Origin of the sequence: Burkholderia sp. 9779_493, assembly GCF_015712215.1 — a bacterium.
In the GTDB taxonomy this organism is placed as follows: domain Bacteria; phylum Pseudomonadota; class Gammaproteobacteria; order Burkholderiales; family Burkholderiaceae; genus Burkholderia; species Burkholderia cenocepacia.
On sequence record NZ_JACCQA010000025.1, the window covers coordinates 60,889 to 74,718 of the forward strand.

The window sequence follows — 13,830 nt, forward strand, 5'->3', positions numbered from 1 at the left end:
CGCCGCGCGACGGCGACGCGGCAGCGGCGCGACCGACGCCGCGGGTCAGCGCACGAGAAACCCGTACGTGAGCGGATCGCGTTCGTCGACGATCCAGTTCGCGAACCCGCAGACATGCGCGCTGCCTTCCACTTCCGGGATCACGGCCGGGATGTCGCCGACCGTCGTTTCGCGCAGCACGCGCCCCTTGAAGACCGTGCCGACGATCGATTCGTTGACGAGCGTGTCGCCCGCCGCGAGCAGCCCCCGCAGGTAGAGCTGCGCGACGCGCCCGCCGGTGCCGGAGCCGGTCGGCGAGCGGTCGACCTCGCGATCCGCGAACACGCAGCAGTTCGCCTGCGTCGAACCCGCGTGGCGCGGCGCGTTCGCGATGATCGTGCCGTAGATATGGTTGATTTCCGGGATTTCCGGATGGACGACCGGATACTTCGCGTTCGCGGCCGCCTTCACTTCCGCGCCGAAGCGAATCAGTTTCTCGACCGCCGATTCGCGCACCGGCAAGTCGAACGGCGCGCCGTCGACATAAAAATAAAACGCGCCGCCATAAGCGATGTCGCCGGTCACGGTGCCGAACGACGGCGTGTCGACCGACACGTCGCGCTGCCAGATGAACGACGGCACGTTGACGAAGCGCACCGGCCCCGCGTGCTCGCCGTCCCACTGGACGAACGCCTCGATGAACCCGCACGGCGCATCGATGCCGACCCGCGTCTCGGGCACGGTGCGCTGCACCCAGCCGAGCTCGACGGCCGCCGTCGACAGCGCGATCACGCCGTGGCCGCAATGGTCGCTGTAGCCCTCGTTGTGCACGAAGATCACGCCGAAATCGGCGTTCGGCGACACCGGCTCGGTCAGATAGCCGCCGTACATGTCGGCATGGCCGCGCGGTTCGAACATCAGCGCGCGGCGGATCTCGTCGGCGTGCTCCTTGAGCCACGCGCGGCGCTGGACGATCGTGTCGCCGGGCAGGCGCGGCAGCCCGCTCGTGACGATGCGGAACGCCTCGCCGCCGGTGTGCACTTCGACGGTGGACAGGGATCGGGAAATTTTCATGGCGGATCGAATGCGTTGAAACGAAGGACGGCGGCCGGGCCGCCGTCCGGTGACGGGCGATGCGGCAATTACTTCGCGTACGGTTCCGGCAGGCCGTTGCGGATCACGTAGACGGTGGTCGGCGCGCCTTTCAGGTCGCCGTTCGCGTCGAACGAATAGGTGCCCGCGACGCCCGCGTAGTTCGACTTCGCGAGCTGCGCGCTCAGCTTCGCCTTGTCGGTGGTCGTGCCGGCCTTGACCATCGCGTCGGCGAGCAGCTTCATCCCGTCGTAGTAGTTGACCCCATAGACCTGCGTATCGGTGTGATAGGCGTCGTGGTACTTCTTCAGGAATTCGCGGCCGGCCGCCGTCTTCTCGAGCGCGACCCCGCCCTGCGCGCAGTAGACGATCGACGCGGCCTCGCCCGCGACCTTGCCCATGTCGGCCGAGCAGATGCCGTCGCCGCCGAGCAGCTTCGCGCGCAAGCCCCGCTGCTTCATCTGCTTGGCCATCGGCGCGCCCTGCGCCGCATAGCCGCCGAGGAAGATCACGTCGGGGTTGCTGGCCTTGATCTTGGTGAGGATGCCGAGGAAATCGGTGGCCGACGAGTTCGTGTATTCCTGGTCGACGATCTTGATGCCGTTCGCCTTCGCGACGTTCATGAACTGCTCGGCGACGCCCTGCCCGTACGCGGTGCGATCGTCGATCACGGCGGCGGTTTTCGCGTTCAGCGTCTTCGCGGCGAACGTGGCCATCGTGCCGCCGAGCTGCTCGTCGCTCGCGCCGATCCGGAAGATGTTCTTGAAGCCCTGCTTCGTCAGCGCCGGGTTCGACGCGACCGGCAGGATCGGCACGCCGGCAGTCGAATACACGCGCGACGCGGGGATCGCGACGCCCGAGTTGTACGGTCCGAGCACCGCGACGACGCCCTTGTCGACGAGGTTCTGCGCGACCTGCACGCCGGCCTTCGGGTCGGCCTGGTCGTCTTCGGAAACCAGTTTGAACGTGACGGCCTTGCCGGCGACCTTGATGCCGGCCTTGTTGAGCTCGTCCACCGCGAGCCGCGCGCCGTTTTCGTTGTCCTTGCCGTTGGCGGCCTGCGGGCCGGTGAGCGGCGCCGAATGGCCGATCATCACGACTTCCTGCGCGTGCGCGGAAGTCAGCGCGCCGGCGGCAACAGCCACCGAGAGCGCGGTCACGAGGTGTCGCATGATGTCTCCTGATTGGTTTTGTGTGAAACCAATGTAGGACACACGTGGTCACATCGCAAGCAATTTCAAAATAATTGTCGGGATTTTGGTCATATTGAAGACCAGAACGACTTCGCGCGCAGGCCGGTCACTTCGGCGCGATGTCGCGCCGCACGCGGCGGATGTGCTGTTCGACATAGAACGCAGCCGCATCGGCATCGCCGGACACGATCGCCTCGTAGATCAGCCGGTGCTCGGACACGTAGAGCCGGATCCGGCCCGCGTCGTAGATGCCGTCGTCCTTCAGCCGCTTCCACAGCGGCTGGTCCATCGTCTTCGCGACTTCGTCCGCGATTTTCACGATCAGCGCATCGCCGGTCATCAGCGCGAGCTGCCGGTGGAACAGCCGGTCGCTCTCGTTCCACAGCGCGCGCTGGTGCGGATCGTCGACGTCGGTGATGGTTTCCATCTGCGCGAGATAGCGTTCGGCGCCGGGGTCGGCGCGGCCATGGGCGGCCGCGAGGCGCGCGATCGCGGGCTCCAGGATCAATCGCACGTCGAGCGTCGACGTCGGGCTGAAGTCGGCCTCGGACGCCGTGTGCGGATCGCCGCGCTGCGCGAGCACGTCGAGCGGCGCCGCGACGACGTAGGTGCCCGAATTGCGTTTCGTGCACACGAGCCCTTCGTTCTGCAGCGCGCCGAGCGCCTCGCGCACCGCCGGCCGGCCGACCTGGAACAGCGCCGCCAGCTCGCGCTCGGACGGCAGCCGCGACTCGGCCGCGTAGCGCCCCGCGCGGATCTCGTCGCGGATCTTTTCGGCTACCTGCTCGTAGATCTGCAGCGGGCGGAAACCGCCTTCGGGTGAGTCGGGACGCGCGGACATCATCGGATGGCTCCTGCCCGTTCGCGGGCGTGGATCTGGAATGGGTTCGCACTATACCGGAGCCGCGCGGGCGGCACGGCAGCGGCGCGCTTCTGGCCAGATATTAGAACCAAAATCCCCACAGCGCTTTATTTTCTGGGTTGCAGGCGCGCCAGCAAGTGGTATAGATTCGATCCACACTGCCCTGTGTCACGGTATCCGGCAGACCTGTGGCGGGCGCGGCATGCGTCCGCCGTTCACGCTCACCGACGCCCACGACGTACACGATGACCGCCTCTTCCCCGATTCCCGTTTTCGACGCGGCCGACACGGCCGCGCTGCTCGACTACCCGGCGCTGCTCGCCACGCTCAGGCAAGCCGTCGCCGAGTACGCGGCGGGCGACATCGTCAGCCCCGAACGCCTGGTCGTGCCGCTGCAAGGCGGCGGCGTGATGCTGTCGATGCCGTCGAGCGCCCACGACCTGGCGAGCCACAAGCTCGTCAACGTGTGCCCCCGCAACGGCGCGCGCGGGCTGCCGACGATCCTCGGCCAGGTCACCGCGTACGACGCGACGACCGGAGAAATGCGCTTCGCGCTCGACGGCCCGACCGTCACCGGTCGCCGCACGGCGGCGATCACCGCGCTCGGCATCCAGGCGCTGCACGGCGCCGCGCCGCGCGACATCCTGCTGATCGGCACCGGCAAGCAGGCGGCCAATCACGCGGAAGCGCTCGCGGCCATCTTTCCGGATGCGCGGCTGCACGTGCGCGGCACGACCGCGGAGCGCGCGGCCGCCTTCTGCGCCGCTCATCGCGCCCATGCGCCGCGGCTCGCGCCGCTCGACGGCGACGCGATTCCCGAGGCGATCGACGTGGTCGTCACGCTGACCACCAGCCGCACGCCCGTCTACCGCGAAGCCGCGCGCGAAGGCCGTCTCGTGGTCGGCGTCGGCGCGTTCACCGCGGATGCCGCCGAGATCGATGCGAACACGGTGCATGGCAGCCGGCTCGTCGTCGACGATCCGGCCGGCGCGCGCCACGAAGCCGGCGACCTGATCGTCGCGCGGGTCGACTGGCAGCACGTCGCATCGCTCGCCGACGTGCTGAACGGCGTCTTCGCCCGCGGCGGCCCGCTGCTGTTCAAGAGCGTCGGCTGCGCCGCGTGGGATCTGGCCGCGTGCCGCACCGCGCGCGACGCGCTGGCCGCCCGCCGCGCCGGCTGATCCGGCCGCGCAACCATTCCAGCCGCTCGCGCGGCATCGCCGCAGCCGGATCGTCCCGGCGATTTCCCGTACGCGGTGTAGGAAATGCCCTACACCGCGCCGAAGCGGCCTACACGAAGTTCCAATTCGGCCGATTTCAATTTCGGCGGCGCAACACGATACTGCCGGCATGAATGCCAGCCTGTCACCCGCCGCGCTCAGGGTGTTCCTCGTCGATCACGCCGTCGCCGTTCGCCAGCGGATCGCGCTGCTCGTCGGCGCGATCCGCGGCGTTGCCGTCGTGGGCGAAGCGGAAGACGGCCAGGACGCGTGGTCGCATATCCGCAGCAGTCGCGCGGACGTGGTGATCGTCGACGTGCGGCTCGCGGACGGCAGTGGTCTCGACCTGATCGGGATGCTGTCGAAGGCCGCACCGCGCATCGTCACGATCGTACTGACGAACCACTCGGCGCCGGCATTCAGAGAGGCATGCGCGACGGCGGGAGCCGACTACTTCTTCGACAAGACCGTCGAATTCGACGCCGCATGCCGTGTCATCGAATCCCTGGTGCACGCTCGCGTGCGCCGCCCCTGACGAGCCGGAGCGACTCATGTCCACCGCCACCGCCTTCGCCGCCGACGTGTCCGTCGTACCCCGGCCAACGATTGCCCTGCGCCCGGTCGCGCGCGCCGACGCCGCCAAGCATCCGGCCGCACGCTGTTCGGCCTGCGCGATGCGCTCGATGTGCCTGCCGCCGCATCTGACGGCCGCCGAATACGGCCGCCTCGACGCGATCATCTGCACGACGCGACAGGTGCGCCAGGGCGACGCGCTGTTTCGCACCGACGATCCGTTCCAGAGCATCTATGCGGTGCGCGCGGGTTCGTTCAAGACGGTGATGATGCATCGCGACGGCCGCGAGCACGTGACGGGCTTCCAGATCGCCGGCGAAACGCTCGGGATGGACGGCATCGGCGGCGGCCAGCACTGCTGCGACGCGATCGCGCTGGAGGACAGCGTGGTGTGCATCATCCCGTTCGGCGCGCTTGAAGCCGCGTGCCGCGAGATGAAGCCGATGCAGCACTTCCTCTACCAGATGCTGAGCAGCGAGATCGTCCGCGAGTCGAGCCAGATGCTGCTGCTCGGCACGATGTCGGCCGAGCAGCGCGTCGCGCATTTCCTGCTGAACCTGTCGTCGCGGTTCGAGGCGCGCGGCTATTCGGCGACCGAATTCAATCTGCGGATGACGCGCGAGGAAATCGGCTGCTATCTCGGGATGAAGCTCGAAACCGTCAGCCGGATGTTCTCGCGGTTCCATCGCGAAGCGCTCGTCGAGACGCGCGGCAAGCGCGTGCGCATCATCGACGCGCAAGCGCTCGCACGGGTCTGACACACGGCGCCGGCGCGCCGGCGCGCGGCATTACCGGATCGCATCGCCGGTCGCCGCGTCGCGCAGCGCCACCGTCGCGGCGCCCGCCTGCCACGCGATCAGCGCCTGTTCGGCCTGCGCGAACGCGCGGCGCAGCGCATCGTCCACGTCGACGCCGACGCACGGCGGCAGCGACCTGAGCGTCGCGTCGTGCATCACCAGGTCGAGCCGCACGTCGTACAGGCACGCGCCATCGGCCACCGTGCGCGCGTCGATCACGAGATGGCAGCCGTCGATCAACGCGCGAAACCGTTCGAGCCGCACCAGTTGCGCGCCGGCTTCGGCCTCGACCGCTGCCGAAACCGTGAATCCGAGGCAGGCGATCTGCATGCCCACGCCCATGTCGTGTCTCCTGACGGGGCCGCCCGCTCGTCGACCGCCTTGCATGTGCCGGCCGCCTCGCGATGGAGGCGGCACGTGTTTCCCATCGCGCGGCGCGCAGGATTCGATCGCGGCCGGCCGACGGTCTGCCCGCGCCTGGCTGGCGCGGGGCCATTCATACGTTGAAGGTCTGCGACGCCTTCATCTCGATCCACGTCATGCCGGCCCGCAGCCCTTCGATCATCGCCTCGCGCTCCGTCGGATACGCGTGGCTGTGCTCGAACGTATGATGAAACCGCGCGGCGCCGGCGCCGTGCTCGACCGACACGCGGCAGCGGAACTCGCCCGATTCGCACGGGCGCGTCTCCACCTCGACCGACCAGTCGCGTTCGTGAATGTTGCCCTGCAGTGTCATGCGCCCTCCTGCGGTATCAGTCTTCGAGCCGGAAGTGCCCGCTGTGCAGCAGCACCGGCCGGCCGCCGATTTCCTCGAGCATTCGCCGTGCCATCGCCTCGATCGCCGACCGGTGCGCGTCGAATGCGTGCAGCAGATCGCGTTCGAGCAGCGACCGCGCGCCGAAATGGTCTTCCAGCGCCTCGGCCGTGACCGCGCACTGGACGCAACGCCCGTCGACCAGCGCCGAAAACGCGACGACCAGATCGCGCGCGCAGTATTCCGGCGGCTCGGGCGGGAAAGTAATGTGCATCTGTCGGCCTGTCATCGTCGTGATGGCTCCATGACGAGAGCATAGTGGCGCGCGCGGCCGCGCGCTTGACCCACGTCAACCGGTTCGCTGCACCGCACGATCGCGGCGCGGCCGCGCGACGCCGCGTCAGCCCGCGTCGGGCTCGATCACCGCGCCGCGTTCCGCGAGCAGCTCGCGCAGCACGCTGCGGTGGCAATGGCGCTCGTCTTCGCAGTAGCAGCCGATCGACAGCGCGGTGGTCGCCGACAGCGCGGCCAGCAGGTCCAGCACCTTCGCCGGATCGCCGTGCGTCATCTCCGCGCGGAAGTGACGCTTGAACGCTTTCCATTCGGCGTCGGTTTCGGCGGCCTGCGCCTGTGCGACGAGTTCGGGGCTCGGCGACAGCGTCGGCAGCCATACATCATAGTAGTTGCGCGACGCGAATTCCGCCTTCGGCACACCGCGCGGCGGCCGCCGCACCGTGCCGATCCGCAGCCCTTCGCCGGCCGCGCGCGGCGTGCCGAGCTGGATGATCCGGATGCCCATGTCGCTCCTCTGTCGTGCATGCGATCCCGTGATCGTACCGCCGTGCCTGCCCGTGCGTCAGCCGGGCACCGCACATGATCGACGCCCAACAAAAAACCGGCTGCTCCCGTGACGGGACACAGCCGGTTGTGCATCCTGGCGCGCCGCGGCGCCGCGGTCAGACGCCGCTCTTCAGCACCTTGCCGATCGCGTCCGCGACGATGCCGACGTTCGAGTCGTTCAGCCCCGCCACGCACATCCGGCCCGAGCGCAGGATGTACACGCCGTGCACCTCGCGCAGCGCGTCGACCTGCGATTCGGTCAGGCCCGTGTACGTGAACATCCCGCGCTGCTTCACGTAGCGCGTGAGCGCTTCGCCGCTCACGTGGTCGCGCAGGCCGTCGTGGATCGACTGGCGCATCCGCGCGATGCGGCGGCACATCGCCGCCAGTTCCTCTTCCCACTGCTTGCGCAGCGCCGGCGTGCCGAGCACGGCCGCGACGACCTTCGCGCCGTAGGTCTGCGGATTGCTGTAGTTCGAGCGCACGGCGCCGGCCAGCTGGCCGAGCACGCGCTCGGCCGCGGCCGCGTCTTCGCAGACGACGCTCAACCCGCCCACGCGCTCGCCATACAGCGAGAAGTTCTTCGAGAACGAGTTCGCGACGAGCGTCGGCACGCCGCGGCGGGCCAGCTCGCGCACCGCGAACGCATCCGCGTCGAGGCCCGCGCCGAAGCCCTGGTACGCCATGTCGACGAACGGCAGCAGCCCGCGCGCCTCGATCACGTCGATCAGCTTCTCCCACTGGCCTTCGTCGAGGTCGACGCCGGTCGGGTTGTGGCAGCACGCGTGCAGCAGCACGATGCTGCGCGCCGGCAGCGCGTCGATCGCCGCGAGCATCGCGTCGAACTTCAGGCCGCCCGTCGCCTCGTCGTAGTACGGATACGTGTTCACCGTGAAGCCGGCGCGCTCGAAGATGAAGCGATGGTTTTCCCAGCTCGGGTCGCTCAGCCACACTTGCGAATCCGGAAAATAGCGCTTCAGGAAATCGGCGCCGACCTTCAGCGCGCCCGAGCCGCCGAGCGTCTGCAGCGTCGCGATGCGGCCGGCCGCGCGGGCCGGATGATCGGCGCCGAACACCAGCGACTGCACGGCGTCGCGATACGCGGCCAGGCCGATCATCGGCAGGTACGGCTTCGGGCCGCTGTCGCGCTGCAGCGCGGCCTCGGCTTCGCGCACCGCGCCCATCACCGGAATCCGGCCTTCGGCGTCGAAATAGATCCCGATGCTCAGGTTGACCTTCTGGTCGCGCGGATCTTTCTGGAAGTTCTCGTTGAGCGTCAGGATCGGGTCGCCCGGGTACGCGTCGATGTGTTCGAACATGGCTTGAGTCGGTCTCGTTTGGAAGAATGGTCGGTCGTGGCCTGCGTCAGCGTGCGGAGACGCCATCATGCACCGCAAAGCCGGCATTCTTCTGACGGAAGCGATACCCGACCGCGAGCACCGCGAGCCATACCGGGATCAGGTACACCGACAGGCGGAGATCCGGCGTCAGGTACATCACGACGAGAATGCCGGCCATGAATGCCAGGCACAGGTAATTCGTGAAAGGATAGCCCAGACTGCGGAAGGAAGTCTCCTCCCCGGCAGCGCGCTTGGCCTGGCGGAACTTCAGGTGGATCAGGCTGATCATCGCCCAGTTGATGATCAGCGCCGACACGACGAGGCCCATCAGCACCTCGAACGCCTTGCCCGGCATGAAGTAGTTGACCAGCACGCACACGCCGGTCGCGAGCGCCGATGCGCCGAGCGCCGCGAGCGGGATGCCGCGCTTGTTCACCGAGCACAGCACCTTCGGCGCGTTGCCCTGCTGCGCGAGGCCGAACAGCATCCGGCTGTTGCAGTACACGCCGCTGTTGTAGACCGACAGCGCGGCCGTCAGCACGACGACGTTCAGCACGTTCGCGACCAGGTTGCTGCTGAGCGCGTGGAAGATCAGCACGAACGGGCTGCCGCCGCTGACGACCTTCTCCCACGGATACAGCGACAGCAGCACGGCCAGCGCGCCGATGTAGAAAATCAGGATGCGGTAGATGACCTGGTTGGTCGCGCGCGGGATGCTGCGCTTCGGATCGTCGGCCTCGGCCGCGGTGATGCCGACCAGCTCGAGCCCGCCGAACGAGAACATGATCGCGGCCATCGACATCACGAGGCCCGACACGCCGTTCGGGAAGAAGCCGCCGTGCTGCCACAGGTTCCGGACGGTGGCTTCCGGTCCGGCGTGGCCGCTCGCGAGCAGCCAGCCGCCGAAGCCGATCATCCCGACGATCGCGGCGACCTTGATGATCGAGAACCAGAATTCCGTCTCGCCGTACGACTTCACGCTGGTCAGGTTGATCAGGTTGATCGCGACGAAGAACACGAGCGCCGACACCCAGGTCGGCACGCCCGGCCACCAGTACTGCACGTAGATCCCGACGGCCGACAGTTCGGCCATGCTGACGAGGATGTACAGCACCCAGTAGTTCCAGCCGGACAAGAAGCCCGTGAAGTGGCCGAAGTACTTGTTCGCGAAATAGCTGAACGACCCCGCGACGGGCTCGTCGACGACCATCTCGCCGAGCTGGCGCATGATGAAGAACGCCACGACGCCGGCTACCGCGTAGCCGAGCAGCACGGACGGGCCGGCCATCTTGATCGTCTGCGCGATGCCGAGAAACAGCCCCGTGCCGAGCGCGCCGCCGAGCGCAATCAGCTGGATGTGCCGGTTCTTCAGCCCGCGCTTCAGGCCGTCGCTCTCGTTTCCAGAAACCATGTCTTCTCCACTCTGTCCGCTTCCGCCTGGAGCGGTGCGGCGCGCCTCGGTGTGCCGGGCGCTGTTTTGCTGTGCCGGCGGCCGTTCGTGGAGCCGCCGGGTTGGGGACTGCAATCTTCGCGTGCCGGCAGTCGATCCGCGTCGGCGTGCCGGCCAGCCCCGCCGCCGACTCGTCGCCCGCGCCGCATTGCTGCGGCCGCACACGAAAATCCGGCGTCAGTTTAGCGTCGCGACGGCGAAATCGGGTTGCGTAACCCGCTCATGCAAACCCTACATTATGAGATAAGATTGCATCCGGGAGACAGATGAGGAAACAAAAATGCCTGAACCGGTTCTCGATCGCATCGATCGCCACTTGCTGTCGGTGTTGCAGGAGAACGGCCGCGCGTCGAACCTCGACCTGGCGAAGGCCGTCGGCCTGTCGCCCGCGCAGACCTTGCGACGCCACCGCCGGCTGGAGGAGATCGGCGCGATCCGCCGTTACGAAACCCGGCTCTGCCCCGATACGCTCGGCTTCGGCGTCACCGCGTTCGTGCACGTGACGATGGAGCGCGGACATATCCGCGATCTGTCGAAGTTCCAGAAACTCGTGTCGGATCTCGCGCAGATCCAGGAGTGTTTCTCGGTGACGGGCGACATCGACTATGTGCTGAAAGTCGTCGCGCACGATCTGAAGGGACTGTCGACGTTCCTGCTCGAAACGCTGATGCGCATTCCCGGCGTGAGCGGCGTGCATTCGAGCGTGTGCCTCGACGAGATCAAGTGTACGAGTGCGATGCCGGTGGAAAGCTGACACGCCCGGCGCATCGGGGTGATCCTTTACCCCACCGCCTCGAACGCACTGATCAACAACGCCCCCGCCGCGATCACCACGCAACCGGCCGCCCGGCGCGGCGTCAGCCGCTCGCCGAGATACACGCGCGCGATCAGTGCCGCGAACACCACGCTCATCTCCCGCAGCGCCGACACCGGCCCCATCGGCGCGCGATCCATCGCCCAGATCACGATGCCGTACGCGAGCGCCGCGAATACGCCGCCGCAGGCGGCCTTCGCGGTTTCGCCGACATCCTGCGTCAACCGCAACGGTCCCGCCCGTAGCCGGTAGTACCCGGCCATCAGCGCGCCCGTCAGCACGAACATCCACGCGGTATAGCCAACCGTGCTGCCGCTCTCGCGCACACCGATCCCGTCGACCACGCTGTACGCGGCGATCGACACGCCGGTCGCGAACGCCGTCGGCAGCACCTGCGTCATCCGGTGTCGGTCGCCGCGTCCGCGCTCCAGCCCGATCGCCATGATCCCCGCGCAGATCAGCACGAGCCCGCCTTGCGCACCGAAGTTCAGGCGCTCGCCGGCGAACGCCGCCGCGCCGAGCGTGACGAGCAGCGGCGCCGTGCCGCGCGCGACCGGGTATGCGACGGTCAGGTCGCCGTGTTCGTACGCGCGGACGAGCAGCAGCGTATAGACGACGTGGATCACGGCCGACGCGACGACGCACAGCCAGCTCGTCGGCGTGATCGGCGCGGCGGCCGGCAGGAACAGCAGCGCGAACAGCCCGATCGCGATCTGCAGCACCGTGGCCGAGCGCAGCCGGTCGCCGCTGCTGCGCACCAGCGCATTCCATGACGCGTGCAGGAACGCCGCGCACAGAACGGCAAACAGAACGGGGATCGGCACGCTGAACACTCCCTGACGGTCGGAGGCCGCGCGGTGCGCGGCAGCCGTTCATCGTATGAATGCGTCACCGGATTGTCAAAAAAGCGACGCACGAGACTCCGGACGTGAGCCGGCCGCCACGCGCCCTTCCGCTCCCGCGCCGGATGCCGCCACCGCAGCACGCCCGTGCCGGCATGTGACGTGGAGATTGCACACGGTCCGCCCCTTTCCGTTCTCTTTCGCATCGCCCTGCGTCGTAATGAAACCGATACCGGAGCGCAACCATCGCGAAATCACTCCGTCCCCATATCTTCATACGCGGCTGGTCCAATGCGCGTGCTCCCTCACGAGCTTCGCGCCGAACCGACACGGCGACGGGGCCGTTCTCCACCATCGAAGACCTTACCCTGGAGTTTCCCGATGTTCCGTCAAGCCTTGCTCGTCACTGCCTGCGCAGCCGCAGCGCTGGCGCTGTTCGCCTGCGGCGGCAGCGACGATTCCACGCCGACGCCCGCCGTGTCGTCGCAGGATGCGCTGCAGACCGCCACGCCGATCAAGCACGTCGTCGTGATCTACGGCGAAAACATCTCGTTCGACCACTACTTCGGCACCTACCCGAACGCGACGAACCCGTCGGGCGAACCGGCGTTCACCGCGAAATCCGGCACGCCGACGCCGAACGGCCTGACGGGCACGCTGCTGACCGCGAACCCGAACTTCACGAACACGGCCAACGGCACCGACGCCGCGAACCCGTTCCGCCTCGACCGCACGCAGGCCGCGACCGCCGACCAGAACCACGCGTACACGGCCGAAGAGCAGGCCGAGGACAACGGTCTGGCGGACCTGTTCCCGAAGTACACGGGCAAGGGCTCGTCCGGCGGCGCCGGCGCGTTCGGCACGAAGGGCCAGGTGATGGGCTACTTCGACGGCAACACGGTGACCGCGCTGTGGAACTACGCGCAGCGCTTCGCGATGAGCGACAACACGTTCACGACGTCGTACGGCCCGTCGACGCCGGGCGCGCTGAACGTCGTGTCGGGGCAGACCAACGGGATGCAGATCGTCAAGACGTCGAAGCAGCCGTCGACGCTCGCCGCCAGCTCGTACTACATCAATGACGGCCAGGGCGGCTTCACGATGATCAACGACGTCGACCCGGGCTTCGACGTGTGTTCCAGCCCGACCGACCAGGCGATGATGACCGGCAAGAACATCGGCGACCTGCTGAACGGCGCGAACATCACGTGGGGCGGCTTCATGGGCGGCTTCAACCTGTCGACGACCAACGGCAACGGCACGACGGGCTGCGCGCGCAGCACGGTCGCCACCGCCGTGAACGCCGCGACGGCCGACTACATCCCGCACCACAACTGGTTCCAGTACTACGCGTCGACCGCGAACCCGCAGCACACGCGCCCGAGCTCGATCGCGGCGATCGGTTCGAGCGTCGAGACCGACGGCAAGACTCCCGAACCGGCGAACCACCAGTACGACACGGACGACTTCTTCGCCGCCGTGAAGGCCGGCAACTTCCCGTCGGTCAGCTACCTGAAGGCGCCGGCCGCGCAGGACGGCCACGCGGGCTATTCGGATCCGCTCGACGAGCAGGCGTTCGTGACCAAGGTCGTCAACTTCCTGCAGCAGCAGCCGGACTGGCAGAACACCGCGGTGATCGTCACCTATGACGACTCGGACGGCTGGTACGACCACGTGTACACGGCGCCGACGCGCGCATCGTCGGACCCGGTCGATCAGCTCAACGGCGCCGGCAAGTGCGGCACGGGCGGCACCACCGGCGTGAACGGCGCGACCGTGAACGGCCGCTGCGGCCCGGGCGTGCGCATCCCGCTGGTCGTGATCTCGCCGTATGCGAAGCAGAACTACGTCGATCACACGATGCTCGACCAGTCGTCCGTCGTGCGCTTCATCGAGGACAACTGGCTCGGCGGCCAGCGTATCGGCGGCGGTTCGTTCGATGCGACGGCGGGCGACCTGCGCAACCTGTTCGACTTCACGTCGAAGCCGAACACGACGCCGCTGTATCTCGACCCGACGCTCGGCACCGTATTGAGCGCCGCACCGTCGATCTGACCGTGCCGGCATGACCGCA

The 13,830-nt window shown here is 67.8% G+C and carries 15 protein-coding genes; 5 read left to right on the forward strand and 10 right to left on the reverse strand.

What is annotated here, in order from left to right:
• Positions 1-45 precede the first annotated feature (45 nt).
• The 3 genes from lhpH to H0X95_RS24185 form a co-directional block, all read right to left on the reverse strand.
• On the reverse strand, positions 46-1,053 hold the full coding sequence (gene lhpH, locus H0X95_RS24175; protein ID WP_006494886.1) for a trans-3-hydroxy-L-proline dehydratase: 1,008 nt from the start codon (positions 1,051-1,053) through the stop codon (positions 46-48).
• A gap of 68 nt (positions 1,054-1,121) precedes the next feature.
• Positions 1,122-2,243 carry a branched-chain amino acid ABC transporter substrate-binding protein gene (locus tag H0X95_RS24180; RefSeq protein WP_077021078.1) on the reverse strand — a complete coding sequence of 374 codons (1,122 nt, stop codon included), beginning with the start codon at positions 2,241-2,243 and terminating at the stop codon, positions 1,122-1,124.
• 127 nt (positions 2,244-2,370) lie between these two features.
• The gene (locus H0X95_RS24185) at positions 2,371-3,108 is read right to left on the reverse strand and encodes a FadR/GntR family transcriptional regulator (protein ID WP_006481703.1); all 738 of its coding nucleotides are present in this window, start codon (positions 3,106-3,108) and stop codon (positions 2,371-2,373) included.
• A gap of 263 nt (positions 3,109-3,371) precedes the next feature.
• On the opposite strand from H0X95_RS24185, the gene lhpI reads away from it, so the two are divergent.
• The 3 genes from lhpI to H0X95_RS24200 all read left to right on the forward strand — a co-directional run bounded on the left by lhpI (position 3,372) and on the right by H0X95_RS24200 (position 5,677).
• Complete coding sequence (gene lhpI, locus H0X95_RS24190) at positions 3,372-4,307, forward strand: bifunctional Delta(1)-pyrroline-2-carboxylate/Delta(1)-piperideine-2-carboxylate reductase (protein WP_196446238.1); 936 nt, start codon at positions 3,372-3,374, stop codon at positions 4,305-4,307.
• Positions 4,308-4,476: 169 nt separating this feature from the next.
• Entirely contained in the window at positions 4,477-4,881 is a 405-nt protein-coding gene (locus H0X95_RS24195; protein WP_006481701.1) for a response regulator transcription factor, read from the forward strand.
• Positions 4,882-4,897: 16 nt separating this feature from the next.
• Positions 4,898-5,677 carry a helix-turn-helix domain-containing protein gene (locus H0X95_RS24200; protein ID WP_006481707.1) on the forward strand — a complete coding sequence of 260 codons (780 nt, stop codon included), beginning with the start codon at positions 4,898-4,900 and terminating at the stop codon, positions 5,675-5,677.
• Positions 5,678-5,707: 30 nt separating this feature from the next.
• Here the strand turns inward: H0X95_RS24200 and H0X95_RS24205 are convergent, their stop codons facing one another.
• From H0X95_RS24205 to H0X95_RS24230, 6 genes are all read right to left on the reverse strand, one after another.
• Entirely contained in the window at positions 5,708-6,058 is a 351-nt protein-coding gene (locus tag H0X95_RS24205) for a metal ABC transporter ATPase (protein ID WP_069352236.1), read from the reverse strand.
• A gap of 154 nt (positions 6,059-6,212) precedes the next feature.
• Positions 6,213-6,452: a hypothetical protein gene (locus tag H0X95_RS24210; RefSeq protein WP_006479066.1), complete on the reverse strand. Its 240-nt coding sequence runs from the start codon at positions 6,450-6,452 to the stop codon at positions 6,213-6,215.
• Between the two features lie 16 nt (positions 6,453-6,468).
• Positions 6,469-6,759, reverse strand: a complete 291-nt coding sequence (locus tag H0X95_RS24215) for a DUF1488 domain-containing protein (RefSeq protein WP_006481711.1) — start codon at positions 6,757-6,759, stop codon at positions 6,469-6,471.
• A 111-nt stretch (positions 6,760-6,870) separates the two neighbouring features.
• A complete protein-coding gene (locus tag H0X95_RS24220) occupies positions 6,871-7,269 on the reverse strand; it encodes a DUF488 domain-containing protein (protein WP_006494891.1) in 399 nt (132 codons plus the stop codon).
• 157 nt (positions 7,270-7,426) lie between these two features.
• Positions 7,427-8,629, reverse strand: a complete 1,203-nt coding sequence (locus H0X95_RS24225; RefSeq protein ID WP_059723422.1) for an amino acid aminotransferase — start codon at positions 8,627-8,629, stop codon at positions 7,427-7,429.
• Positions 8,630-8,675: 46 nt separating this feature from the next.
• Positions 8,676-10,061: an amino acid permease gene (locus H0X95_RS24230; RefSeq protein ID WP_006494893.1), complete on the reverse strand. Its 1,386-nt coding sequence runs from the start codon at positions 10,059-10,061 to the stop codon at positions 8,676-8,678.
• Between the two features lie 319 nt (positions 10,062-10,380).
• Between H0X95_RS24230 and H0X95_RS24235 the strand changes: the two genes are divergently transcribed.
• The gene (locus H0X95_RS24235; protein ID WP_006479071.1) at positions 10,381-10,854 is read left to right on the forward strand and encodes an Lrp/AsnC family transcriptional regulator; all 474 of its coding nucleotides are present in this window, start codon (positions 10,381-10,383) and stop codon (positions 10,852-10,854) included.
• 26 nt (positions 10,855-10,880) lie between these two features.
• Here H0X95_RS24235 and H0X95_RS24240 read toward each other — a convergent pair whose 3' ends face one another.
• A complete protein-coding gene (locus H0X95_RS24240) occupies positions 10,881-11,738 on the reverse strand; it encodes an EamA family transporter (protein ID WP_080322760.1) in 858 nt (285 codons plus the stop codon).
• 399 nt (positions 11,739-12,137) lie between these two features.
• On the opposite strand from H0X95_RS24240, the gene H0X95_RS24245 reads away from it, so the two are divergent.
• On the forward strand, positions 12,138-13,811 hold the full coding sequence (locus H0X95_RS24245) for a phospholipase C (RefSeq protein ID WP_006481710.1): 1,674 nt from the start codon (positions 12,138-12,140) through the stop codon (positions 13,809-13,811).
• Positions 13,812-13,830: the final 19 nt, after the last annotated feature.